The sequence below is a fragment of the Exiguobacterium sp. KJ 601 genome (assembly GCF_027161185.1).
Lineage (GTDB): Bacteria > Bacillota > Bacilli > Exiguobacteriales > Exiguobacteriaceae > Exiguobacterium > Exiguobacterium profundum.
This window is the reverse complement of sequence record NZ_JADHZG010000001.1, coordinates 1,416,821-1,439,588: the sequence shown is the minus strand read 5'-3', so window position 1 is coordinate 1,439,588 and position 22,768 is coordinate 1,416,821. Positions and strand designations below refer to the sequence as shown.

Sequence of the window (22,768 nt, the reverse complement as noted above, 5' to 3'; positions counted from 1 at the left end):
ATGCAAACGGAATTAACAGCAGAAGCGATTTATAAACAAGAATTCAAGACGGCGTTACGTGGTTATTCACAAGAAGAAGTCGATCAATTTTTAGATGTCGTCATTCGCGATTATGAAAAAATGGCGAAAGAAATCGAGCGTCTTCAAAAAGAAAACGACTCGTTGCGACGGGAACCTGCGCCTGTATCGGAACCGGCTAAACCAGCACAGCCGGTTGCCTCAAATTATGACATGTTACGCCGAATTTCAAATCTCGAAAAAGCGGTCTTTGGAAAGCAAGTCGGTCCAAGCGAATAACGAATAGGGGGTGGGGTCCATGTTGCAAGTGTTAACGGCCACGGAGAAACAACCAGTCAAACAACAGACAAAAAAGCTGTTTCGTGTGAAAGAAGAAGTGATGAAAGCACCAACCTGCTATACAGATCGTCTCGTCGAAAACATCAGACAAACATGTCGATTTGATTGGATGATGATTGAGCAAGTCAAATTAGGGGATGATCTCGTTCATTACGTGCTCGTCGGACCTAAAGGCGTATTCTTGATTCAGTTAAATCGAACTCCAGCCCCCGTCCATATGACGAACCGGGAATGTCGAACCGAGACCTCGATGGGGTGGAAACAGGTTTATCCTCATCCTGTCACGGAATTAGAACGGATGACCAAACAAGTGCGGTCACGATTAAAAAAAGAGTGTAATCAAGCAATTCCCGTCTATTCGTTTTTAATTTTCCCGGAAACGGAACGATTGAAGTTAGAACGAATTAAGGCGAATTGTGGAGATTCATTCGCTCTAGTGGATCAGGTGATCAGTAAAACGAACCTTGAGACGTTGACAGAGCCGCTCGTCAAACAAATCGCCTATTATTGTTCTGAGCGACAAGTACATAAATAAGAAGAAGGCCGAATACCAATCATTCGGCCTTCTTCTTATTTTAAAAGCTCTCTTGCTTTTGCCGCATCATCTCGGTGAACGAACAGTGCAACGCGATCGTCCAAGTTTTTTGCGAGCGGCTTTAATAGTTTGCCGGTCGGTAGTCCTTGTTCCACACGACAGGTGATGCCCTGCTCGGTCAAATAATGATAATCACCTAAAAGTTCTTCACCTTGTTTCCCGAATGCTTCACCGAAACGAACCCACTTCAAGTTGCGAATTGTTCGAATCGTGACCAAGATGACAAACAAAATGGCGAGTGCGATGATCAATAATGTTTCCAATGCCTTCAACCCCTTCTTTACACAAGTTTAATGGTGTGGCGAGTTGAAAGCAATATGGAGCGAACGGTATACTGAAATGGAAAAGAGGGATGAAATGAAAAAACCGATTCAATCGAGACGAGAGGCAATCTCACTACTAGAAAATCAGCAAGTACTCTATATTCGAATTCATAACGGACAAACGGGCATGATCAAATCGACAGAGGAAGGTATCATCGTGGCCATTCCAAATGAAGAGACAGATCAAATCGATTTTCGAAAACTAGAGGACATCGAGGCGTTTGAAGCGTTTTACGATTTGACGCTCTCGAAACCAGGTATTCTATATGTAAACGTTGAATAGTCATGACATGGAGAGCTTCACCCATACGGTGGGGCTCTCCATTTATACACGTTTAAGAGGAAGGCAGCCAGACAGCTAACTTGTCCTGTAACGGCTTTAGGCGAACGTGATGTTGCTTATGCAACAAATAACCGTCTGGGCGAATGACTAGTATGCCACGTTTCATAAAGAGGGATTTGGCAAGTTCGTTCCCTTGATCAAAGAACGGGCGACTCGTCTTAGATAAGGTGATGGTTTGAATGAACGGTTGGTTCTCGTTCAAATAGTCATAGATGGATGACAAATCACGTTTCCCATCGTCAAATACAAGCACTTGAAACCGTCCGTCCGCGATTTCCGATATTTTAGTCCGAAATCCGTCATCCGTTCGTAAAATCTCTGTCTCCGGAAAAATTTTTCCTTCCGCGACGCGACGAAACGGTAATCGTAGCGCATTCGGATACGATAAATGAAGTTGAGAGATCCGTTCGGTGATTTTTTGGTTGATGAGATTGACACGTGTGAAGACATCGGCACCGATTGCTTGGAACGGTAAGAGCATCGGAAGTGTCGTCTGTAACATCTCCGTAGCGATATTCGTCGTCTGTAGCACGTTACGGGCTACGTGCTCCCGCTCGTCCCGATAAGTGGACACAACGTGATGGGGAGCGCCAGTTTTGAGATGCAACCATAGTTTCCAACCTAAGTTGAAGGCGTCTGCAATCCCAGTGTTCATCCCTTGTCCACCGACCGGGGAGTTAATATGTGCCGCATCCCCCATGAGAATGATGCGGTTGTGAATGAACGTATCGACCATGCGATTATGCACGCGGAATAAGGAGAACCATTCAACGTCGCGAATATGGACCGGCATATGACTGCGTTGTTCCACCAATTCTTGAAGGTCCGATTCTTGGAATGATTCATCCGTTCTCAAGTTTCCTGTGATGCGAATCGTTTCATCAGTGAGCGGGAAGACTTCGAGCACTCCACGATCCGAGAAAAAGATATGAACCTCTTCACGGGATATCGGCCAATCAGCCTTCAAATCGGCTAGCACCCAAGCCTCTTTGAACGATTTACCACTAAATGGAAGGGCGAGCATCCGACGAACCGAACTGTTGGCTCCATCGGCGGCGACAACGTATTTCGCTTCAACAGCACGAGTTCGCCCGTCTGTAGCGGTCAAATGTGCGATGGTACGGGATGGGTACTGGGTGATGGATGACAACGTTTCACCGCGCTTCACAACATGACCATGTTTTTGTAAAGCACGTTCTAATATGTCTTCGGTTTCATTTTGACGTAATAACGTCACGAACGGATATGGGGTCACGAGTTTGGAGAATTCAAGTTTTGCTGTCCATTGTCCCGAAAAATATAGATTCCCCCGTTCAATTGTTCGGGCACGTTCTAGCACTTCTTGAGCAACATCCAAACGAGAAAACACTTCGATGGTCCGCGGCTGGATCCCGATAGCTCGTGAATTATCCGATGGGGTCGTCTTACGATCAATGATTTGAAAAGATACGCCATATCTAGCTAAAGTGAGTCCGAGCGTCAGGCCGGTTGGCCCGGCGCCGACAATTAATACATCTACTTGTTCGTCCACGCTGATCAACTCCTATCATTAATAATGATATTTCCGACATTGGCAGCGACTAAACGAAAAGTAGGGTATAGAACGATATATGATATTCGATGATGGAAGGTGAGTGAGCATTGTGCAGCCATGGATCACAGAAGAACAGATTCGAGATAGTTTTACAATGGATGAAGATTATGAACAGACAGCGGCAGTGTTAATCCCACTCGTTCAAATCGATCAGGAATGGCACGTTGTGTTTGAGGTACGCGCCCACACGATGCGGCAGCAACCTGGGGAGATCTCATTTCCAGGGGGACGCCTTGAGAAAGGAGAAACACCCGTAGAAGCGGCAATCCGGGAAACATGCGAAGAGTTAGAGATTTCTGCAGATAATGTAGAAGTCGTAGGCAAATTGCGACCGCTTGCTACGCCTCATCGTCAATTGATTTATCCGTTTGTCGGAATCCTATCGGAAGTACCGAGTGTGGAAGGGACGGATGAGGTCGATCATTTGTTTACCGTACCGATTTCTACCTTGCTCATGATAGATCCATTCCACGGAGAGATGGAATGGACGATGAGTCCGGATCAAAATATTCCGTTAGATCGATTGGCGAATGCTAAAGCGTACAAAAAACGGGTAATTAAAATGAAAGAACCTTTTTATGAACATGAAGACTACATCATTTGGGGACTTACTGGAAAATTCTTAACACAATTTATTAAACGGATAAAAGAAAACGTATTCAAACGGTTATAATTTCGTTATAATGATAGAAACAAATTTAGATTGGAAGTGAATGGGTGTGTCTGAAGAATTCCTCGTAGGTGATATCGTGAAGTCGACTCGTGAAGGATGGGTCGCTGAAGTGACCGCCGTACTGACCAATACTGTGATTGCAGACGTCTCAATCATGGAAGAGTTTCAACAGCTCGGACTCGAGTTCGAGAAACAAGTTTTACTAAAATCAGAATTGGAATTGATTGAACGCGCCAGCTGACCTTTTTCTGAAAGGGATGATTCAGGTGTCCATTGACAAAAAAGTACGTGAATGGCAAGAGGCGGGTTTATTGGATGAAGCGACGGGGTTAAGACTAGTCGACTATGAACATAAACGACGGGCGGCTAGTGAGCAACATGATCACAAGCCGCCCGTTTTGGTCATTGTCGGATCCATTTTGTTGGCTCTTAGCCTTTTCAGTTTCGTCGCAGCCAACTGGCAAGCGATTCCTGACCTTTTGAAAATCGGTTTGTTTCTTCTATTTATGGTTGGATTTTATGTGTTTGCCGAGCGAGTTCGCTTGAAAACACCAAGATATGTCACGCTGTTACGTGTACTAGGATTCGTTTTCTTTATCGCGACCATGGCGGTCATCTTCACAACGTATAATCTGTCGGGTCAGTTGACGTTTCTGTTCTGGATTGTCTTCACGATGGCAGTACTTCACCGAATCATATATGAGCACGTCATTTTCTCTATGATCACCGCAATCGCTGCCTTTTTAGCCATCACAAATAGTTTTGAAAGCATCGGGCTGATTTTGATTGGGATTGCTCTAATCGTGACATGGATCTGGTTCCATTTTGTTGATGAATCATTAGACCGTTCGTTCGCATGGCTTACTTTTTACGGGATTCTCAACATTTTTGGTCAATATGTTGACTATGAAGGTAGACTATGGCCACTTTGGTCACTCGTCATTATGCACGCATTGCTCTTGTTCTATCGAAAACAAGCAGTTTGGCAAGCAACGTATCTCTTCATTGCGGCCGTTCTATCAATTGGTTATTTAATTAATGTGACAGAGAGTTGGCTCTCTCAAAGACCGCCTTCCGTCATTGAAGCGACACTCTTGTCGGTTGCACTCGTTGCCGTCTATTTGATTCATAGACGGAATGATCTTCAGTGGGTAAGTCTGCTGGCAGTTATCCCATTTGCACTCTTTGAAGATTCAGGAGTTTTACTGGCAATCATCATCGAAGTGATTGCACTTGCTTACTTGATTCGCCAAGACGTGACACGACGACCGACAATTTTCGCCTTCATCTATTTCTTAATCGTTCAAATGACAATTTACTTCATCTACGTGTGGGATCGGCTCGACATCTCACTCTTCTTCATGATTGGTGCGTTAATCGTCTTTGCGTTGTCACTCGCACTATGGTGGCGTAATCGAACGAGAGGGGATGTGACGACATGAAACGATTTTCTGTTTGGCTTGTCCCGGTTGCTCAAGTCTTGATTGCCATCGTCTTTGTGATTCTTGTCTATGCCATATCGTGGGTCGGGGAGACGTACACGTTTAAAGGGTCTTCGTTCGAACCGTATGACCCTTATTTTGGGGATTCCATTTATCTCGAGTATGATGCCTTCAAAGGACGACAAGATGTCGAAACCGGAACGGTATATGTTTCCTTTAAAGAAGGGGAAGATGGATATGCTGTCCTCGATCGGATTGAGTCGAAACCGTTTTTGGGTGGCATTCGGGCAAACTATTATGATCGTCTTCTTTATATAGAAGAAATGGGTTCGTATCGTGTGTCGGAAGATGAGATGGATGCGATAAAAGGTAAGCAATCGTTCACGGTTCAAGTTGATGTCGCACCGTGGGGTATGCTCAGAACGTATGAAATTGAGCCAAATGAATAAGTGTTAATCATGACAGGAAGATTACAGGTTTGTTACACGATTGATTGTAACGAATCTGTAATTTTTTTGTGAACCCATGGAATATCAACGTTTATTTCAATTATTACAATCTGTAACCGATTTTTTTGTCATATGTCAGGAATGTTTCACTTCGATAAAATCACTACTTTGACGGGACTTCTCGTGGTAAATTAACATCTGTTCGTTACATAACGAGAAAGGTGATGACCTTACTACGATGAAATTATTAAAATATATGATCGTCATTGGAGCTACGATAATGGGGTTGTTCACATTCATCGATCAGGCAGATGCTGCACAGATCGGAATCGGGACAGAACAGAAAATCGTACAAAACCCGCTTGAACTAGAACGCCAAGCAATTGAAGAAAAACGACAAAAAGAAATCGCCCGCCAAAAGAAACTTGCTGAAGAAAAACGCATCGCAGAAGAGAAACGGATCGAAGCAGAACGTCTTGCGGAAGAGAAAGCAAAAGAAGAAGCAGAGAAAGCAAGACATGCGAAACTTGAAGCAGAACGAAAAGCGGAGGAAGAGCGAAAAGCAGCGGAACAGGCAACAGCTGCAAAAACGTCGGCTTCTGCCACTCAATCAGTCAGTGCAACACCAGTATCTACATCTAAAAAAGTCATTACAGTCGAATCGACCGCTTATTCAAATGATGTTGCGGATAACAAGGCGTACGGCGGTCGTGTATTAACGGCCACGGGTCATGATGTGACTGATTCGATTTATTATAACGGAATGCGAATTATCGCCGTCGACCCAGCCATCATTCCTTTAGGGTCAAAAGTCCACATCCAAGGTGTCGGTGATGCGATTGCCCTTGATACAGGTGGTAGAATAAAAGGACATATCGTCGATTTACTCGTCGATTCAAAACAGGACGCGATCCAATGGGGGCGTCGACATATTGAAGTAACGCTATACTAAAAATCAGGTTCTCCAATTAGGAGAGCCTTTTTTTGTTTAACAAAGTAGAGAAACGGGCAAATTATTATTTGAATTTCCATTTTGGAAATAGTTGAGGAGGGATCAGGTTGATTGAGTTTCGTGATGTATCAAAACGTTATGAAGACGGGACGTTAGCCGTCAAAGAATTAAGCTTAACAGTAAATAGAGGAGAAATCTTCGTATTGATCGGACCTTCAGGTTGTGGCAAGACAACGACGATGAAAATGGTCAATCGATTAATCGATCATACGGACGGAAAAATTTTAATTGATGGAAAAGAAATCTATCAATTCGATATTTTTGAGTTACGTCGAAACATCGGTTATGTACTCCAACAGATTGCATTATTCCCTCACTTAACAGTGGAAGAAAATATCTCTGTCGTACCTGAGCTTTTGAAATGGAAAAAAGAACGAACGAAAGACCGTGTGACCGAATTGATGAAGATTGCCGGTCTCGACCCGAAACTTCGCTCGAAAAAGCCAGCAGAATTATCAGGAGGTCAACAGCAGCGCGTAGGCGTGTTGCGTGCTTTAGCTGCAGACCCGGACGTCATCCTCATGGACGAACCCTTTTCTGCGCTTGATCCGATCAGCCGTGGTCAATTGCAAGATGATATTAAGCGCTTGAATGACGAACTTGGCAAAACGATCTTGTTTGTCACACACGACATGCAAGAAGCGATGAAGCTTGGTGATCGCATCGCGTTAATGCGTGATGGGGAACTCATGCTAGTCGGTACACCAGAAGAAATCTTGGCGAGTGAAGATCCGTTCGTCTTAGAATTTACACAACGTGGAAGAGGTGAGCTAGATGCTTGAGACGTTCCAAAATAGACAAGGACAGCTTGTCGAGGCACTGATTGAGCACTTGCAGCTCTCTGTCGTATCGCTTTTGATTGCCGTATTGATTGCCGTACCATTGGGAATCTGGCTGACGCGCCGTAAGAAAATCGCCGAAACCGCCATTGGTGTCACTGCGATTATTCAAACGATTCCGTCGCTTGCCTTACTTGGTTTGATGATTCCGCTCGTTGGAATCGGGGCATTACCTGCTATTATTGCGCTTGTCTTATATGCGCTCCTACCTATTTTACGAAACACGTTCACCGGTTTAAACGAAGTGGATAAATCGTTGCTTGAAGCCGCTCGAGCTTGTGGGATGAAGCCGAATCAAAGTTTGATGAAAGTTGAACTCCCGCTTGCTTTACCGGTAATCATGGCTGGTATCCGGACCGCGATGGTTCTGATTGTCGGTACGGCGACGCTCGCTGCTTTAGTCGGAGCAGGTGGACTCGGTACGCTGATTTTGCTCGGGATTAACCGGAATGACAATTACTTAATTTTACTCGGGGCCATCCCGGCCGCGATTTTGGCACTCTTATTTGACTTCTTGTTGCGTCAGATGGAAGGTGCGACGGCGACTCGAAACAAGGCGAAATTGATTGCTGTTTCTACTGTCCTCGCCTTGGTCATCGTCACACCGCTCGCGTTCGGTCGTTCGCAAGAAACAGACCTTGTCGTTGCCGGTAAACTTGGTCCAGAGCCGGAAATCCTAATGAATATGTATAAGTTGTTGATTGAAGAAGAAACAGATTTGACTGTATCTGTGAAACCGAATTTCGGGGAGACGACATTCGTATGGGGCGCACTCCAATCTGGAGACGTTGATATTTATCCGGAGTTTACAGGTACGGCACTGGCGAGTCTCGTCAAAGAGACACCTGAATCAAACGATGCCGGTGAAGTTTACGAACAAGCGAGAGAGGCACTGGCAGAAGAAGGATACGTGATGCTCGAACCGATGCAGTTTAATAATACGTATGCGCTCGCGATTCCACGTGACTATGCCGAGGCGGAAGACATTACGGCTATTTCAGATTTACGAAACGTACAGTCTGATATTCAAGCCGGGTTTACACTTGAATTCACCGACCGTGAAGACGGTTATCCAGGACTTCAAAACGAGTATGGGCTTGATTTCCCGTCTGTCGTCTCAATGGAGCAAAAATTGCGCTATCGCGCCATCGCACGAGGGGATGTCAATCTAGTCGACGCTTATGCGACGGACCCTGATATCGCCGAGAACGACCTCGTCGTTTTAGAAGACGACCGACAATTCTTCCCGCCTTATCAAGGAGCACCGCTTATGAAAGAGGAGACACTTGAAGAGTATCCAGAAATCGAGGATGCGCTCAATCAGCTCGCAGGTAAAATCACAGACGAACAGATGTCTGAATTGAATCGACGTGTCGCGTACGGAAATGAACGCGCATACGATGTAGCGAAAGACTTCTTAGAACAGGAAGGGTTACTATGAGAGCTTTGATTATTTCGAATCCGAAGTCCGGCACGAGCGAAACGATGCTCGGAGAGGTCATCGGAACGATTGAGTCGCTCTATGAAGAAATCATCATCAAGAAAACATCGGAAATTGGGGATGCGCTTCGATTCGCGAAAGAAAGTAAACCGTTCGACCATCTGATTGTCATTGGCGGTGATGGTACGCTAAATGAGGTAGTGAATGGGTTGATGACCTTAGAGCGCGACGAGCGTCCGACAGTCGGCATCATTCCTGCCGGGACGTGCAATGATTTCGCTCGGGCACTTGAACTTCCGATTCAACCAACACAAGCGGCAAGTGTCATCAAGTCGCATCATGAACAGCATGTAGACGTCATTCAAGTTGATGAGATGTATGCCCTCAATTTCGTCGGAGTCGGATTGATTGCAGACACATCACGTCAAATCGATCCGAATGAGAAAGAATCGTTAGGTTCGATTGGCTACTTTTTAGCGACCATCCGCCAATTTCGTGAAGCCGACCCGTTCGAAATTCGATTGCGACGTGGGGATGAGATGCTCTATGAAGGGGATGTCAGTTTTCTATATGTAGGAAACGGGAGCTATCTTGGGACCGTACCGACGAAACTGGAGACGCAATCGTTTTCGGACGGGCTGTTAGAAGTGGTACACAGCTCGGCAATCGGATTTCCGATGATTCGTCAATTGTTAGCCCAGCAACTCGGTCTTGATCAAAAATCGGCGGAGTGGAATCACTTTCAGGCTTCACATGTTGAAGTCGAGTTAAACGAACCTCAAATCATTGATATCGATGGTGAACATTTCGAAACCGATCACTTGACGATACGGATTCGAGAGCGAGCCCTCACGTTTTTAACGCCATAAAGCATCAACAGAGAAAAGTATTCAGACTTTTCTCTGTTTTTTTGTTGTCCTCATCTTGGAACCGTGTTAGTATTTCACTATTATTATGAAAATGAAATGAAAAAGAGGAAGTAGGGGTAAACATGGCGCAAAATTCATTCGCCTCAAAAATTGGATTCATACTAGCTGCCGCAGGGTCAGCAATCGGTTTAGGTGCAATCTGGAAGTTTCCATATGTCACCGGAACGAGCGGGGGCGGTGCCTTTTTACTCATGTTTTTGGCGTTCACATTATTACTTGGTCTGCCATTATTGATTGGAGAATTCATTGTCGGACGTTCGACTCAAAAGACTGCGCTTCTTGCTTTCAAACAGTTAGGGCATGGCCGTTGGACCATTATCGGCTACTTAGGTGTCCTTGCTTGTTTCTTGTTACTTTCCTTCTATAGTGTCATTGGAGGATGGGTCCTCATCTATATTGGACTCGGTTTAAGTGGGACGCTCAGTGGACGTTCGGCTGACGAATTTGGTGAGGTGTTCGGGAACGTCGTATCGACACCTGAAATTGCCGTGCTCGGACAATTCTTGTTCCTCTTAATCACACTCTTAATTGTCTTACGTGGCGTTGAAGCAGGGATTGAACGAATGAGTAAAATTTTGATGCCACTCTTGTTCATCAGTTTCTTAGTTCTCGTGGTCCGCTCGTTGACGCTTGACGGAGCGATGGAAGGCGTTCGTTTCTTCTTACAGCCTGACTTTTCTGCATTGACTGGCGAATCGGTATTGTTTGCCCTCGGACAGGCGTTCTTCTCCTTATCGTTAGGGGTGGCAGCGATGCTGACATATGCGTCCTATATAAAGACGAAAGGAACATTGAACCGGTCGGCTAACATGATTGTCTTGTTGAACATTGCGGTTTCACTTTTAGCAGGTCTAGCCATCTTCCCGGCAGTCTTTGCATCAGGTCTTGATCCGGCTGAAGGTCCGGCGTTACTCTTCGTCGTTCTACCGGCAGTCTTCAATCAAGTACCGCTCGGTGGATTCTTCATGGTCTTGTTCTTCCTATTGTTCGCTTTTGCATCGATTACATCATCGATTGCCATGTTAGAAGTCGTCGTCGCAGGTGTGACCGATCGTCTAAATGAAAAGAAATCATCATGGACGAAAAAGAAAGTGACGGTGACAGCCGCTCTTCTCGTCTTCATCGTGGGAGTACCATCCGCGCTGTCATTCGGACTCTTAAGTGATGTACAGATTTGGAACGGTCGGACGTTCTTCGATACGATGGACTATCTCGTCAGCTATATTTTAATGCCGACGGGTGCACTCTTGACTTCCATCTTTGTCGGTTACATCGTTGACCAACGCGTCTTAAAGGATGAAATCGAAACATCAAAACCTGGTGTGAAGCTGTACCCAATCTGGCATGCACTCATTCGCTATGTCATTCCTGTAACTGTCGCGATCGTTATGGTTTCAACATGGATGACCACGTAACAAACGAACTGTAGACTCTATGAGTCTACGGTTTTTTTCGTCTCGCAACGGGAAAGTAGTCGATATAGGTAGTTGATTCTACACCTGTGGACGGAGGTATCGACGAATTTTATTATGCTAAAATGATAGGGATGACGAAACTTTTGTTGAATGGTTTCGTAATGTACAATAGAAGTAACATGAGATGAGGTGAAAAGAATGAAAACATGGATGAAATGGGCCCTGACAGGGGCAGTCATATACTTTGCCATTAACGTATTCGATTTCTCCTGGTTATTCATTATTGTAGGGGCGCTCGTCTTGAATGAAGTATGGTCGACGAACAAGCGCAAACATCGTCAACGTACACCGACAACGGTGGCAAAACGTGCTAAGAAGAAACTGTTACTCGATGAGGAAGAATCGTTTTCTGGATCGAGGATTTTAAAACCGATCGAAGAGCCGATGCCTACGCGACAGTTCGAGGCGACAGACGATTTAGAGCTTCAATTTTTGCAACGGACGATTGAGCAAGGATATGAGAAGTTACAACAAATCGACCGTGTTCTTCCAGATATTAAAGATGTAGAAGTGAGGCGTGAAATGAAGGCCGTCTCGAAAGAAGCGCACGAATTGTTCGAAGAATTATTCGAAAATCCACAAGACGCAAAGCATGTTCGAGACCTGTTCACATTCTATTTAGATTCCCTCGTCTCGGTCGTCTTGAAATTTAAAGAGCTTGAAGGAAAACGAGTCGTCATTCAAGAAGAGACTCGGGAACAATTAATCACAAATATGCGACTAATTGTCGATAAATTTAAAGAACAACGCGGACGTCTCCTTGAAGATGACGCCGTAGACTTTGAACGTGAACTGATCATGATGGAGCGCGTCTTGTCTGATCAGCCGGAAGGGAGAAAGAAACATGACTTCATCGAATGAAACGAACTGGCAGTCATGGCCGGAAGAAGAACTGACTTCTGATACGAAAACAAAAACGGAGACGGAGGGGTTCAGTGATCCATCTGTCGAATGGTCATCCGTTACACAGTCACATGAAGTGCCAGCTATTCAAGCGAAACCAGACGTGCCTCAAGAGCATCGCGAGCGCATCACACGATTGGCTGAATCCATTGATATTAAGAAGACAGACTCTGTTATGTTGTTCGGGTCGAATGTCCAGCGCGAACTTTCCCAATTCTCTGATCAAATTTTGACGGAAGTGCGGATGAAAGATGGCGGCGATGCCGGTAAACTGTTGTCTGACTTGATGCAAAACGTCCGTAAGATGGACCCAGATATGCTTCAACCGGAAAAAAAGAGTTTCATGGATAACATTCCGCTCATCGGTCGTGCGAAGAAGAAGGCTGAAAACTATAAGCTTCAGTTCGAAAAAATGAACGTCTATTTGGAAGAGGTCATCCATAACCTCGATCGTGCGAAGTTCGGTCTCATGAAAGACATCACGATGCTCGATCAAATGTATGATAAGAACAAGCGATATTTCGAAGAGTTGAACGTCTATATCGCCGCGGGTGAGACAAAACTTGACCATGTACGGGAACACGAGATTGCCCCGTTACGTCAAGAAGTAGAAATTTCTAAAGATCAATCGAAGCTTCAACAATTGAACGATATGATTCAATTAGCGGACCGTTTTGAGAAAAAGTTGCACGATTTAAAATTGAGTCGTACCATCAGCCTTCAAATGGCACCTCAAATTCGAGTCATTCAGCAGAATAACCAAATCCTTGCTGAAAAGATCGAGTCAGCGGTCGTCAACACGATTCCGCTTTGGAAAAACCAAGTCGTTCTTGCACTCAGCTTGACGCGCCAGAAAACGGCACTTCGTATGCAGCAGGATGTGACGAAGACAACGAATCAACTGCTTGAGCAAAACTCGAAGATGCTCAAAGATTCATCGATTGAAATCGCTCAAGAAAATGAAAAAGGGATTGTCTCTGTTGAATCACTGAAAGTCGCTCACGAGAACTTACTCTCTACGTTGGATGAAACGTTACGCATCCAGCAAGAAGGGAAGCAAAAACGTCGTGACGCCGAGCGCGAACTTGACCGTATGGAGCACGAATTGAAGGAGAAGGTCATCGAAATCGCTTCGAAAAATAAAGAACTACCAAAGGACACTGGATACTAAGGGGGAAGTCTGAGCAATCAGACTTTCCTTTTCTACGAGGAGGGACTTGAGTGGAGAAGCAACGATTGTGGGATGAGACGTGGTTATTATTCGCTGATATGATGGCCGAGCGGCACTCGAAGTGTGCATCGAAGAGTGTAGCCTGTGTCATTGTAAAAGACGAAAAACCGATTTCAATTGGCCTGAATGGTACACCATCTGGTCATACGAACTGTAATGAAATCTATATCAAGCAAGAAGATGGGTTCTATAAGCATGCCGACTATGTTGCATCGACGGATCTCGATATGATCAACGAACCGGCACGACTCATCCGAGATGGTGTGACATATATCAAGTGTACAGACCCATATGATCACCATCACTGGTCGAAGCAACATGAAATCCATGCGGAAATCAACGCGATTGGAAAACTCGCTGCCGATTCAACGAATGCATTTGGTGCGACAGCGTATGTCACGCATTCACCATGTCATGCCTGTTCACTCGCCTTAATTGCGGCACGTGTCGCACGAGTCGTATATGCCGTCGGTTATGAGCATGGGGATGGGTTAGAATTGATGCGTGAAAGCGGGATTGAAGTGTTACATATGCCACTTGAAAAAATGTACAAAAATACATTGTAAACGTTTTCATTAGGTGATATATTATTAATGTACTGCCAATGGTGTTTTACTCTTCCATTATTCGCCCCTCCTCGGAGGGGCCTTTTTTTGTTCAAAATAAGGTGAGACAAACTTTACACATAATGTTCAATATTTCACAATATACACTTTAAAATCTCTTATATAATAAAAGTAGATTCAAGAGAGGGGAATTTACACATGGAAAAACTCGTTCGCTTTACAGATGGTGCATATGAAGTAGAGGCGTTGATCACACTCGAAGAAGTGTGGGAAGATAAATTTGCGATTGGCATGCACAAGGAGCTTGCCGTCAAATCATTAACCATTAACGGAAATGAAGTATCAGAGATTAAACATGTTCGTGCACTCCTTCGATACTATCCGACGCTTGGTGTATCAGGAATCTTGTTGGCATTAGATAAGGCGGCTGCTGAGATTGTCGCATTGTCGAAAGATCAAGATCCAGCGCTCCAATACGTTGAACTCGTGGCCATTCAAATGGACGAGGAAGCGACAAACGACTTGAAAACATTATATGCGGCAATGTGATCTCAATTGGGTGAACCATTTCACCCAATTTTTTATTGCATCTTTTATTCGTTATGGTATGATGTTTACAGATGAAGAAATGGAACGCCATATCGTTGTCAACCATAAGCATGTGGATCTAGATAGCTAGATCGCTGTCAAAAAGCCACGTTCATAGGAACGTGGCTTTTTTTTGTGCAATGAAGTCGAATCCAGCCGCCACATCTTGAGCGAGGTGCGCATCCGAACCCATCGTGAACGGGATGTGCAGGTCGTTCGCGGATTTTGCAAGTCCGGCGACGTAAGGTACCCCACAATCCGGTTTTCTGAGTCCGGCCGTGTTGAAGTCAAGTCCGAATCCCCTGTCGGCAATCATCTGTAACAGACGTACTTCTTCCTCTTTTACTTTTGAGCGGTCCCATTCATAGTTTCTTTGATACTTAATCGGGAGATCGAGGTGTCCGATACGAGCGACACGGATGTCTTCCCACGAAAATGAGAGACCCTGTTCAATCGACTCATAATAAGCTCTCATGACGTCTTCGAATGAGCCAAGTGCTTTGACGAGTTCATCAAACGTCTCGGCAGAATAATCAATCGGCATATACGTGCCATCTACATATAGGAAATGCTGCGATAAAATGACTTCATCAATCAATGGTGCGAAAGGCTTGAGTAAAGCAATGGTCTCTTTCTCTAAATGAGGCAATAAGTCGACTTCTAATCCAACTTTAATGTCGATAACCGCTTGATACTGCTGTTTCATCTGATGCAACGTATCGAGGTATTCTGGAAGTAGATCAATCGACATCGCCGAGTCTTGATTCGGGACCGGGTCGGTGAACGATGGGGGGAAAGGCGCATGTTCTGTGAACGTCATCGTTTGCAAGCCTTTTTCGATTCCGACTTGAATATAGTGTTCAATCGGGTCATTTGTACCGTGTGGACAAAAAGGGGTATGCACATGGCCATCGTGGGTAAAGTTAAACATCGATTACACGTCCTTTTCAGTTCATTTGGTTGACAGGTGTTTATCTGTTTGATAAATTTAACACAATACTTTAGTTTGGTAAAGTGATAATAAGATAAAGGGTGGTTATGATGATTTGGTCAAATTCAAAAGGTTCGATTCCAGAAGGCTGGTATGAACTTCAATCAGGAGATGTCATCCGTCCGAAACGATGGATGTTGTCATTTTTAGAGAAGGCAGAGTCGAGTGGCTATGCAGTCATCGATCCACCGCTTCTCGAATACTATTCACATTATCAAAACTTGGCGCTCTTTGACGAGTCAGCCTATTATCGATTGTTCGGGAACGACGGGGAACTTCTCGTCATGCGCCCTGACTATACACTACAAATCGCAAGAAAGTTAGCAGACGGGCATGAACCGATGCGTGTCGCTTACGCTGGTGCCGTCTATCGTCGGACGGTCAAACATTCCGGACAACCCCACGAACGGCAACAGCTTGGACTCGAATGGGTCGACGGCGAAGAGAAGGACAGTCATCTGATTGAATCCTTTCTCGATATGACGGAAGGAGTCCTGCCTACAGACCGTTTGACAATCAAAATCGGGTCAGCAGCTGTCATCTCGCTCATCGCGAAAGAGACAGGGATTCAGGAACGAACATTCCGAAAAATCTTAGCACTTCGAAACTTAGAATCATTACGTGAATTAGCAGAGACGTATCGCTATCCGTTGATTGCGAAGCTGCCCTTTTTAATCGGGAATTCTGCACTCGAAGAATTACGGTCTGAGGCACCAGAGTCTTTAAAAGAAGCCATCGGTGAAGTGGACGAGGCGGTGCAACACTTACGTACTATCGGATTAGAGGTGTCTTACGATTTTGGTCAAACGGGAGACTTTGATTACTATTCAGGATTGACCGTGACGGGAAGTGTGGAAGGCAAGCGTGTCCTTTCAGGAGGACGATATGATTCACTGTATGGACATTTTGGACACTCGAGACGAGCGTTCGGCATGTCGCTCGATTTAGAACAGTTAGATGAGGTGATCAAATGAAAGTAGCGGTCGCGAAAGGTCGGATTGAAAAAGCAGCCCGTCAATTTTTTGTCGAACGTGACTTACCCGTATGGCCAGAGAAGCGGGGACGTGAGTTGACGGTACAAGCAGGAAATCATGAATTCATTTTCGTCAAAGGGGACGACGTCTATAAATATGTGATGCATGGAGCGGCAGATGTTGGCATTGTCGGCGGTGATATTTTACGAGAAAAAACGCCAGGCGTACTCGAAGTCGTCGATTTACCGTTCGGTCGCTGTCGAATGGCCGTCTGTGGTCCAAAAGTTCGACGCAACGGCACAAAGAAATTGAAAGTGGCGAGTAAATATCCGAATATCGCCATATCTCACTTTGCATCGAAGCGACAAAACGTAGAAGTCATCGCGTTGAACGGGTCGGTCGAACTGGCTCCGTTAACGGGACTCGCTGATTGCATCGTTGACATCGTCGAGACAGGCGCGACGTTGGCTGCAAACGACTTGGAAGAATACGAGACGATTTTTTCAATCAATGCAAAATTCATCACGAGTGAGACAGCTTTAGCGGAACAGCCTGACGAATTGAAGGCGTGGATTCGAAAGCTGAGTCAGGAGGAGAACGCATGAGTACAGAAACGAATCGCTCAAGGCGCGAAGCTTGGGCCGAAGCCGTGAAACCGATCGTGGAATCGATCGAGGCCCGCGGAGACGAAGCGCTGCTTGAGTGGACGAAACAATTCGACGGGGTCGATCGAATCGAATCGGTCGATTTGGCAAGCTTTAATCCTCCAGTCGCGTATGCTGAATTGACAGAGGCGCTGTCGTTAGCAGCAGAACGGATTCGTGCATTTCACGCGCGCCAAGTCCGACAAGACGATGTGTTCGAAGATACGATGTTCCGACTTGGGAGACGTTATATGCCGCTGGATTCGGTAGGGGTTTATGTACCAGGTGGGACAGCCGTCTATCCGTCGAGCGTCCTGATGAATATCATTCCGGCGAAAGTGGCCGGTGTCAAACGAGTCGTCATGGTCACCCCACCAAAAGCAGATGGGATCGACATTTCCCTCTTGATTGCAGCAAAAATCGCAGGTGCCGATGAATGTTTTCTAATCGGAGGTGCCCAAGCCGTTGCCGCACTCGCATATGGGACAGAAACGATTCGTCCGGTCGATAAGATTGTAGGACCCGGAAATGCGTATGTTGCGACGGCAAAGGCGCTCGTCTCACACATCGTCGGGATCGACTCCGTCGCCGGACCGTCCGAAGTGTTGATCATTGCCGATGAAACGGCGAACCCGAAGTGGGTTGCCGCCGACCTGCTCGCCCAAGCGGAACATGACGTCGAGGCGACGGCGATCGCGCTCGTCACGTCAGAAACCCTCCGCGATCAAATCGAGCAGGAGCTTGAGCAACAATTAGCGCAATTACCACGCCAGGACATTGCGAGAGAATCATTGAAACGTGGCGGCGTCTTGTATCGGACAATCAAGGATGCAATCGAATACGCGAACACGATGGCCGCGGAGCACGTCCAGTTGGCCGTAAAAGATCCTGAGGTGTTGATGCGTGCGATTCGTCACGGTGGTTCGTTCTTTCTCGGACATGAGGCGGCCGAAGCATTTGGAGACTATATCGCTGGACCGAACCACGTCTTGCCTACGAGCGGGACGGCCCGCTTCTCTAGTGGACTATCGGTCGATGACTTTTATCGCCGTCAGACATTCCTTGAGATGACAGAACTGGATGAGACGATTACAAAGGCCGCGATTCGAATCGCCAAACAAGAACAATTAGAAGGACACGCCCGTGCGATGGCTGTTCGGATGGAGGACGTATGAGACGAAATTATCAGAACATCCCACGCTATGTACCTCATGCCGCTTCGGGATATGCGCTCAATCAAAATGAAAGTCAATATCCGTTACCAGAACGTCTCGAACGAGCTATTCGAGACGTATCACTCGAGGCACTCAGCCGTTATCCAGTCGAAGAATTGCTCGCTTTAAAAGCGAGCTATGCTGACTATGCGGGAGTCGAGCCGACGCAACTCATGGTCGGCAGCGGGAGCGATGAGCTATTGGCCATCTTGAGTCAGGCGATTTTGGATACGGAAGACCGTGTGGTCGCACCGGCCCCAGACTTTTCGATGTATGGCATCTATACACAAATTGCCAGAGGGCATTTCACACAACCGGACGAACAGGGTTTGCGTTACGAGACGTTGACTGAGGTCATTCGAACAACCGACCCTAAACTCGTCTTGATCTCGAATCCGAACAACCCGACCGGAAAGATGTGGACACTAGACGAATTGTCTGACATTGCGACACGTGTACCGTACCTCGTTGTGGATGAAGCGTATATTGATTTCACAATGAAGGACTCATTTGTGTCTCGCTTGAACGAATATTCGAACGTCATCATCTTACGGACGTTATCGAAGGCGTTCGGTCTAGCAAACCTCCGGATTGGTTTCATGATTGCATCTGAAGAAATCATCGAACAGATCGACCGGTTTCGTTCACCGTTCAACGTGAGTGGACTCAGTGCCGCTGTCGCCAACGTTGTCTTACGAGATGAATCTTATATTCAAGAGTCGATTCAGTTCCATATGGCGCAACGTGAGAAGTTAACGGAGTTGTTACGACCAGTCGGTGAGATTTTACCGAGCCGTGCCAACTTTATCTATGTCAAAACGGATGATAGTGAAGGATGGGCATCCCGCTTCCTTGATAAAGGGGTCCATGTACGTGCTTTTCCCGATGGACTACGTGTCAGTGCAGGGACAGACGAGGCGTATGCCTTGATCCGACAAACGATTGAAGAGGTGAATTCTGTTGAGAACAGCTGAACTAAAACGTGAAACGAAAGAAACGAAAATTGACATTCGATTAAATCTAGACGGAACGGGTGAAAGCTCCATTCAAACGGGGGTCGGCTTCTTCGATCACATGTTGACGTTGCTCGCTTTTCATAGTCAGATGGATTTAGACGTGAAAGTCGAAGGCGATACGTGGGTCGATGCCCACCATACGGTCGAGGATGTCGGGATCGCACTCGGTCAGCTCATCGCCAAGTCACTCGGGGATAAAGTCGGAATTCGCCGCTACGGGTCGAGTTACATGCCAATGGATGAGACGTTAGCGCGAGCGGTCATTGATGTGTCAGGACGCCCATTTCTCGTCTATCAAGCGGATATTCACAATCCGAAGCTTGGTGACTTTGATACCGAACTCGCTGAGGAATTTTTCCGTGCCGTTGCCATGAATGGTCGACTCACACTTCACCTTTCTGTTCTGTACGGGTCGAACTCACATCACATGATTGAAGGGTTGTTCAAAGCGTTCGGACGAGCGCTTGCCGAAGCGGTCTCTAGCGATGGGACGAACCGTCTCCCTTCTACGAAAGGATGGATCGAAGGATGAAAGTAGCGGTCATCGATTATGGTATGGGAAACGTATTTAACGTCGAACGTGCGTTACAAGCCATCGGTTGCTACGTCGTGATCACGAACGATGCAAATCAAATTGAAGAGGCGGATGCCGTTTTACTTCCTGGGGTCGGTGCCTTCCCGCAAGCGATGCAATCGCTCGAACAGACGGGTCTTATCCCACTCTTGCAACAGATGGCGACGGAAAAGCCATTTTTAGGGATCTGTCTTGGGATGCAGCTCTTGTTTGATTCGAGCACGGAAGGTATGCCGACAAAAGGTCTCGGGTTGATTCCGGGAACGGTCGAACGGATGCGAGCGAAGCGTCTCCCACACGTCGGATGGAACTCGATCCTTCGCGATGAGGATGTCTATTTTGTCCACTCTTACCATGCCGTGACGGCGGACGACTACATTGTGGCGGCAGCTGATTATATGGGTGAGAAAGTTCCGGCAATCGTTCAAAAAGGGCTCGTGACGGGCATGCAGTTCCACCCGGAAAAGAGCGGGACATTTGGTCTCAGCTTACTTCAAGAATGGAAGGAGGCGGTCGAGCGTGAGATTACTACCCGCCATTGATTTGATTGGAGGTAAGATCGTCCGTTTGACGGAAGGTGATTTTTCTACGGAAGAACAATACGGAGATCCGTATGAATTATTAAAAGCGTGGCAAGGGAAGGTCCCGATGATTCACTTGATTGATTTAGAAGGGGCCAAGGCAGGTGAGCCGCGTCATTTAGACGTTGTCCGTTATGCGAAGTCTCTAGGGTTCCTTGTCCAGACAGGAGGAGGAATTCGTTCAGAAGCCGCACTTGATGCGGTCATGGAAACCGGTGCGGATCGCGTCCTTTTAGGGACGAAGGCGTTTACGGATCCTGACTTTCTAGACATGGCGATTGAAAAGTATGGCAAGCGAATCGCTGTGGCACTCGATGCCTATGACGGGAAGGTCGCCATTAACGGATGGCAGGAAGCGACAAAACTCGATGACATCTCGGTCGCTCAAGACCTTGTCGAACGGGGGATCGAAACGATTCTATATACCGATATCGGATCCGATGGGAAACTGAATGGACCGAACGTTTCTCGCATGAAGGCGTTACGTCAAATCGTCAACGTCACATTGATTGCCTCAGGCGGTGTGACGACTGAAGAGGACGTGAAGGAACTGAAGATGGCGAAAATTGATGAGGCTGTCGTCGGGAAAGCACTTCTGTCCGGTAAGGTGAGCATCGAAGAACTGATTGAATGGGAGGCGCGTTATGCTTAAACGCAGAATTATTCCATGTCTTGACGTGAAAGAAGGTCGTGTCGTCAAAGGGATTGAGTTCGTACAATTACGAGACATCGGTGATCCGGTCGAAATCGCGAAATATTACGATGAGTCCGGAGCCGATGAACTTGTCTTTCTCGATATCACGGCAAGTACGGAGCGTCGCCAGACGATGCTCGATGTCGTCAGTGCGGTAGCGCGGAAAGTATTCATCCCGCTGACGGTCGGAGGTGGGATTCGTTCACTCGAGGATATCTCGTCACTATTAAAAGCAGGGGCGGACAAAGTATCGTTGAACACGCTCGCTGTAGAATCCCCAAGTCTCATTCGTGAAGCGGCCGATCGTTTCGGTTCACAATGTATCGTCGTCGCAATCGACGTAAAGTTTGAAGATGGCGAATATTATGTGTACACATATGGTGGAAAACAGAAGACGGACCTGTTGGCGGTCGAATGGGCGAAACAAGTGGCCGCGCTCGGGGCGGGTGAACTTCTTGTCACGTCCATGAACCAAGATGGAAAGCAGAGCGGTTATGACCTTGCGATTTTAGAACAACTTCGTGAAGTCGTCGACATTCCGATTATCGCATCCGGTGGGGCAGGCAATGCCGAGCACGTAGTCGAAGCGCTTGAGAAAGTCGATGCCGCATTACTTGCATCCATCTTACATGACCGAAAAACGACAGTAGAAGAGGTGAAGCACGTATGCACGAGTCACAACTTGCCGATGCGGTTCGTTTCGACGAAAATGGACTGATTCCCGCCATCATCGTCTCAGACGACGACGGGGCGGTCCTCATGCTCGGATATATGAATGATGAGGCAATCCGACAGACGCTTCGTGAACGGGTCGTCACGTTCTGGTCTCGTTCAAAAGGTCGGCTTTGGATGAAAGGGGAGACGAGCGGAAATACACTGGACGTCGTCAGCATCCATATCGACTGTGACCAGGATGCGCTTCTCGTTCGTGTTCATGCGAATGGCCCGACGTGTCATACCGGTAATCGAAGCTGTTTCTTTACGGAGGTGAACGTATGATTCATGAATTGGAACAATTGATTCAATCTAGAAAAAATGAACCGAAAGAAGGTTCGTATACGACTTATTTATTGGAACAAGGCGTTGAAAAAATCGCGAAAAAGTTCGGGGAAGAAGCGTTTGAGGTCGTCATTGCTGCTATGACGGATGAAGACTTGGTTGAAGAGTCAGCCGACCTTCTGTATCACTTACTCGTCTTGTTAGCAGCCAAAGGTGTTCGTTTAGAGGATGTGGAAGCGTTACTCGCCAAGCGTCACGGTACTACCACACCGGCGAAACCACGTCGCGACGTCACGGAATGGTAAATAAAAGAGGAAGGAG

The 22,768-nt window shown here is 46.5% G+C and carries 26 protein-coding genes and 2 pseudogenes; 25 read left to right on the top strand and 3 right to left on the bottom strand.

Going from position 1 to position 22,768, the window contains the following annotated elements; all coding sequences use genetic code 11:
- Positions 1-297 carry a cell division regulator GpsB gene (gene gpsB, locus IRJ25_RS07400; RefSeq protein WP_012726115.1) on the top strand — a complete coding sequence of 99 codons (297 nt, stop codon included), beginning with the start codon at positions 1-3 and terminating at the stop codon, positions 295-297.
- 19 nt (positions 298-316) lie between these two features.
- The gene (locus IRJ25_RS07395) at positions 317-892 is read left to right on the top strand and encodes an NERD domain-containing protein (RefSeq protein WP_159562155.1); all 576 of its coding nucleotides are present in this window, start codon (positions 317-319) and stop codon (positions 890-892) included.
- A 35-nt stretch (positions 893-927) separates the two neighbouring features.
- Here the strand turns inward: IRJ25_RS07395 and IRJ25_RS07390 are convergent, their stop codons facing one another.
- Positions 928-1,215 carry a hypothetical protein gene (locus IRJ25_RS07390; RefSeq protein ID WP_269318036.1) on the bottom strand — a complete coding sequence of 96 codons (288 nt, stop codon included), beginning with the start codon at positions 1,213-1,215 and terminating at the stop codon, positions 928-930.
- Between the two features lie 94 nt (positions 1,216-1,309).
- On the opposite strand from IRJ25_RS07390, the gene IRJ25_RS07385 reads away from it, so the two are divergent.
- Positions 1,310-1,558, top strand: a complete 249-nt coding sequence (locus IRJ25_RS07385; protein ID WP_012726118.1) for a hypothetical protein — start codon at positions 1,310-1,312, stop codon at positions 1,556-1,558.
- A 52-nt stretch (positions 1,559-1,610) separates the two neighbouring features.
- On the opposite strand, the gene IRJ25_RS07380 is transcribed toward IRJ25_RS07385, so the two are convergent.
- A complete protein-coding gene (locus tag IRJ25_RS07380; RefSeq protein WP_196430589.1) occupies positions 1,611-3,149 on the bottom strand; it encodes an FAD-dependent monooxygenase in 1,539 nt (512 codons plus the stop codon).
- Between the two features lie 112 nt (positions 3,150-3,261).
- Between IRJ25_RS07380 and IRJ25_RS07375 the strand changes: the two genes are divergently transcribed.
- From IRJ25_RS07375 to IRJ25_RS07315, 13 genes and pseudogenes are all read left to right on the top strand, one after another.
- On the top strand, positions 3,262-3,885 hold the full coding sequence (locus IRJ25_RS07375) for an NUDIX hydrolase (RefSeq protein ID WP_264092442.1): 624 nt from the start codon (positions 3,262-3,264) through the stop codon (positions 3,883-3,885).
- Between the two features lie 40 nt (positions 3,886-3,925).
- Positions 3,926-4,126, top strand: a complete 201-nt coding sequence (locus IRJ25_RS07370) for a DUF2187 family protein (protein ID WP_026826130.1) — start codon at positions 3,926-3,928, stop codon at positions 4,124-4,126.
- A 16-nt stretch (positions 4,127-4,142) separates the two neighbouring features.
- Positions 4,143-5,327 (top strand): DUF2157 domain-containing protein, encoded by a 1,185-nt coding sequence (locus IRJ25_RS07365; RefSeq protein ID WP_269318246.1) that lies wholly within the window; start codon positions 4,143-4,145, stop codon positions 5,325-5,327.
- The gene (locus IRJ25_RS07360) at positions 5,324-5,776 is read left to right on the top strand and encodes a GDYXXLXY domain-containing protein (RefSeq protein WP_074037155.1); all 453 of its coding nucleotides are present in this window, start codon (positions 5,324-5,326) and stop codon (positions 5,774-5,776) included. Before IRJ25_RS07365 ends, IRJ25_RS07360 begins: the two co-directional genes overlap by 4 nt.
- 238 nt (positions 5,777-6,014) lie before the next feature.
- Positions 6,015-6,728: a 3D domain-containing protein gene (locus IRJ25_RS07355; RefSeq protein ID WP_269318035.1), complete on the top strand. Its 714-nt coding sequence runs from the start codon at positions 6,015-6,017 to the stop codon at positions 6,726-6,728.
- A gap of 107 nt (positions 6,729-6,835) precedes the next feature.
- A pseudogene (locus tag IRJ25_RS07350) lies at positions 6,836-7,552 on the top strand (ABC transporter ATP-binding protein); the annotation flags it as partial.
- A 10-nt stretch (positions 7,553-7,562) separates the two neighbouring features.
- On the top strand, positions 7,563-9,068 hold the full coding sequence (locus IRJ25_RS07345) for an ABC transporter permease/substrate-binding protein (protein ID WP_074037152.1): 1,506 nt from the start codon (positions 7,563-7,565) through the stop codon (positions 9,066-9,068).
- Positions 9,065-9,937: a diacylglycerol/lipid kinase family protein gene (locus IRJ25_RS07340; RefSeq protein WP_159562162.1), complete on the top strand. Its 873-nt coding sequence runs from the start codon at positions 9,065-9,067 to the stop codon at positions 9,935-9,937. The genes IRJ25_RS07345 and IRJ25_RS07340 overlap by 4 nt, the downstream gene beginning before the upstream one ends.
- 122 nt (positions 9,938-10,059) lie before the next feature.
- Complete coding sequence (locus tag IRJ25_RS07335; protein ID WP_214691008.1) at positions 10,060-11,412, top strand: sodium-dependent transporter; 1,353 nt, start codon at positions 10,060-10,062, stop codon at positions 11,410-11,412.
- 198 nt (positions 11,413-11,610) lie between these two features.
- Complete coding sequence (locus IRJ25_RS07330) at positions 11,611-12,333, top strand: 5-bromo-4-chloroindolyl phosphate hydrolysis family protein (protein ID WP_012726129.1); 723 nt, start codon at positions 11,611-11,613, stop codon at positions 12,331-12,333.
- Entirely contained in the window at positions 12,317-13,546 is a 1,230-nt protein-coding gene (locus tag IRJ25_RS07325) for a toxic anion resistance protein (RefSeq protein ID WP_078146774.1), read from the top strand. The genes IRJ25_RS07330 and IRJ25_RS07325 overlap by 17 nt, the downstream gene beginning before the upstream one ends.
- 50 nt (positions 13,547-13,596) lie before the next feature.
- The gene (locus IRJ25_RS07320; protein WP_078146775.1) at positions 13,597-14,172 is read left to right on the top strand and encodes a deoxycytidylate deaminase; all 576 of its coding nucleotides are present in this window, start codon (positions 13,597-13,599) and stop codon (positions 14,170-14,172) included.
- A gap of 198 nt (positions 14,173-14,370) precedes the next feature.
- The gene (locus IRJ25_RS07315; protein ID WP_078146776.1) at positions 14,371-14,721 is read left to right on the top strand and encodes a hypothetical protein; all 351 of its coding nucleotides are present in this window, start codon (positions 14,371-14,373) and stop codon (positions 14,719-14,721) included.
- 151 nt (positions 14,722-14,872) lie between these two features.
- On the opposite strand, the gene hisJ is transcribed toward IRJ25_RS07315, so the two are convergent.
- Entirely contained in the window at positions 14,873-15,691 is an 819-nt protein-coding gene (hisJ, locus tag IRJ25_RS07310) for a histidinol-phosphatase HisJ (RefSeq protein WP_269318034.1), read from the bottom strand.
- 110 nt (positions 15,692-15,801) lie between these two features.
- On the opposite strand from hisJ, the gene IRJ25_RS07305 reads away from it, so the two are divergent.
- The 9 genes and pseudogenes from IRJ25_RS07305 to hisIE all read left to right on the top strand — a co-directional run bounded on the left by IRJ25_RS07305 (position 15,802) and on the right by hisIE (position 22,752).
- Complete coding sequence (locus tag IRJ25_RS07305) at positions 15,802-16,725, top strand: ATP phosphoribosyltransferase regulatory subunit (RefSeq protein WP_269318033.1); 924 nt, start codon at positions 15,802-15,804, stop codon at positions 16,723-16,725.
- On the top strand, positions 16,722-17,330 hold the full coding sequence (gene hisG / locus IRJ25_RS07300; RefSeq protein WP_012726135.1) for an ATP phosphoribosyltransferase: 609 nt from the start codon (positions 16,722-16,724) through the stop codon (positions 17,328-17,330). Before IRJ25_RS07305 ends, hisG begins: the two co-directional genes overlap by 4 nt.
- Positions 17,327-18,544, top strand: a complete 1,218-nt coding sequence (gene hisD / locus IRJ25_RS07295) for a histidinol dehydrogenase (RefSeq protein WP_269318032.1) — start codon at positions 17,327-17,329, stop codon at positions 18,542-18,544. Before hisG ends, hisD begins: the two co-directional genes overlap by 4 nt.
- On the top strand, positions 18,541-19,557 hold the full coding sequence (locus tag IRJ25_RS07290) for a pyridoxal phosphate-dependent aminotransferase (RefSeq protein WP_214783098.1): 1,017 nt from the start codon (positions 18,541-18,543) through the stop codon (positions 19,555-19,557). Before hisD ends, IRJ25_RS07290 begins: the two co-directional genes overlap by 4 nt.
- The gene (hisB, locus tag IRJ25_RS07285) at positions 19,544-20,131 is read left to right on the top strand and encodes an imidazoleglycerol-phosphate dehydratase HisB (RefSeq protein WP_214691003.1); all 588 of its coding nucleotides are present in this window, start codon (positions 19,544-19,546) and stop codon (positions 20,129-20,131) included. Before IRJ25_RS07290 ends, hisB begins: the two co-directional genes overlap by 14 nt.
- Positions 20,128-20,715: an imidazole glycerol phosphate synthase subunit HisH gene (gene hisH, locus IRJ25_RS07280; protein WP_078146782.1), complete on the top strand. Its 588-nt coding sequence runs from the start codon at positions 20,128-20,130 to the stop codon at positions 20,713-20,715. Before hisB ends, hisH begins: the two co-directional genes overlap by 4 nt.
- Entirely contained in the window at positions 20,693-21,406 is a 714-nt protein-coding gene (gene hisA, locus IRJ25_RS07275) for a 1-(5-phosphoribosyl)-5-[(5-phosphoribosylamino)methylideneamino]imidazole-4-carboxamide isomerase (protein WP_214783101.1), read from the top strand. The genes hisH and hisA overlap by 23 nt, the downstream gene beginning before the upstream one ends.
- Complete coding sequence (gene hisF, locus IRJ25_RS07270) at positions 21,399-22,166, top strand: imidazole glycerol phosphate synthase subunit HisF (RefSeq protein ID WP_074037139.1); 768 nt, start codon at positions 21,399-21,401, stop codon at positions 22,164-22,166. The genes hisA and hisF overlap by 8 nt, the downstream gene beginning before the upstream one ends.
- Positions 22,115-22,752, top strand: a pseudogene (hisIE, locus tag IRJ25_RS15215) (bifunctional phosphoribosyl-AMP cyclohydrolase/phosphoribosyl-ATP diphosphatase HisIE). The gene hisF and the pseudogene hisIE overlap by 52 nt, the downstream one beginning before the upstream one ends.
- Positions 22,753-22,768 lie beyond the last annotated feature (16 nt).

Excerpts from the sequence above, each read along its gene's own strand:
- gpsB (WP_012726115.1), top strand. The coding sequence starts at position 1 with ATGCAAACGGAATTAACAGCAGAAGCGATTTATAAACAAGAATTCAAG.
- IRJ25_RS07395 (WP_159562155.1), top strand. The coding sequence starts at position 317 with ATGTTGCAAGTGTTAACGGCCACGGAGAAACAACCAGTCAAACAACAG.
- IRJ25_RS07385 (WP_012726118.1), top strand. The coding sequence starts at position 1,310 with ATGAAAAAACCGATTCAATCGAGACGAGAGGCAATCTCACTACTAGAA.
- IRJ25_RS07370 (WP_026826130.1), top strand. The coding sequence starts at position 3,926 with ATGGGTGTGTCTGAAGAATTCCTCGTAGGTGATATCGTGAAGTCGACT.
- IRJ25_RS07365 (WP_269318246.1), top strand. The coding sequence starts at position 4,143 with ATGATTCAGGTGTCCATTGACAAAAAAGTACGTGAATGGCAAGAGGCG.
- IRJ25_RS07360 (WP_074037155.1), top strand. The coding sequence starts at position 5,324 with ATGAAACGATTTTCTGTTTGGCTTGTCCCGGTTGCTCAAGTCTTGATT.
- IRJ25_RS07355 (WP_269318035.1), top strand. The coding sequence starts at position 6,015 with ATGAAATTATTAAAATATATGATCGTCATTGGAGCTACGATAATGGGG.
- IRJ25_RS07345 (WP_074037152.1), top strand. The coding sequence starts at position 7,563 with ATGCTTGAGACGTTCCAAAATAGACAAGGACAGCTTGTCGAGGCACTG.
- IRJ25_RS07340 (WP_159562162.1), top strand. The coding sequence starts at position 9,065 with ATGAGAGCTTTGATTATTTCGAATCCGAAGTCCGGCACGAGCGAAACG.
- IRJ25_RS07335 (WP_214691008.1), top strand. The coding sequence starts at position 10,060 with ATGGCGCAAAATTCATTCGCCTCAAAAATTGGATTCATACTAGCTGCC.
- IRJ25_RS07330 (WP_012726129.1), top strand. The coding sequence starts at position 11,611 with ATGAAAACATGGATGAAATGGGCCCTGACAGGGGCAGTCATATACTTT.
- IRJ25_RS07325 (WP_078146774.1), top strand. The coding sequence starts at position 12,317 with ATGACTTCATCGAATGAAACGAACTGGCAGTCATGGCCGGAAGAAGAA.
- IRJ25_RS07315 (WP_078146776.1), top strand. The coding sequence starts at position 14,371 with ATGGAAAAACTCGTTCGCTTTACAGATGGTGCATATGAAGTAGAGGCG.
- hisJ (WP_269318034.1), bottom strand. The coding sequence starts at position 15,691 with ATGTTTAACTTTACCCACGATGGCCATGTGCATACCCCTTTTTGTCCA.
- IRJ25_RS07305 (WP_269318033.1), top strand. The coding sequence starts at position 15,802 with ATGATTTGGTCAAATTCAAAAGGTTCGATTCCAGAAGGCTGGTATGAA.
- hisG (WP_012726135.1), top strand. The coding sequence starts at position 16,722 with ATGAAAGTAGCGGTCGCGAAAGGTCGGATTGAAAAAGCAGCCCGTCAA.
- hisD (WP_269318032.1), top strand. The coding sequence starts at position 17,327 with ATGAGTACAGAAACGAATCGCTCAAGGCGCGAAGCTTGGGCCGAAGCC.
- IRJ25_RS07290 (WP_214783098.1), top strand. The coding sequence starts at position 18,541 with ATGAGACGAAATTATCAGAACATCCCACGCTATGTACCTCATGCCGCT.
- hisH (WP_078146782.1), top strand. The coding sequence starts at position 20,128 with ATGAAAGTAGCGGTCATCGATTATGGTATGGGAAACGTATTTAACGTC.
- hisF (WP_074037139.1), top strand. The coding sequence starts at position 21,399 with ATGCTTAAACGCAGAATTATTCCATGTCTTGACGTGAAAGAAGGTCGT.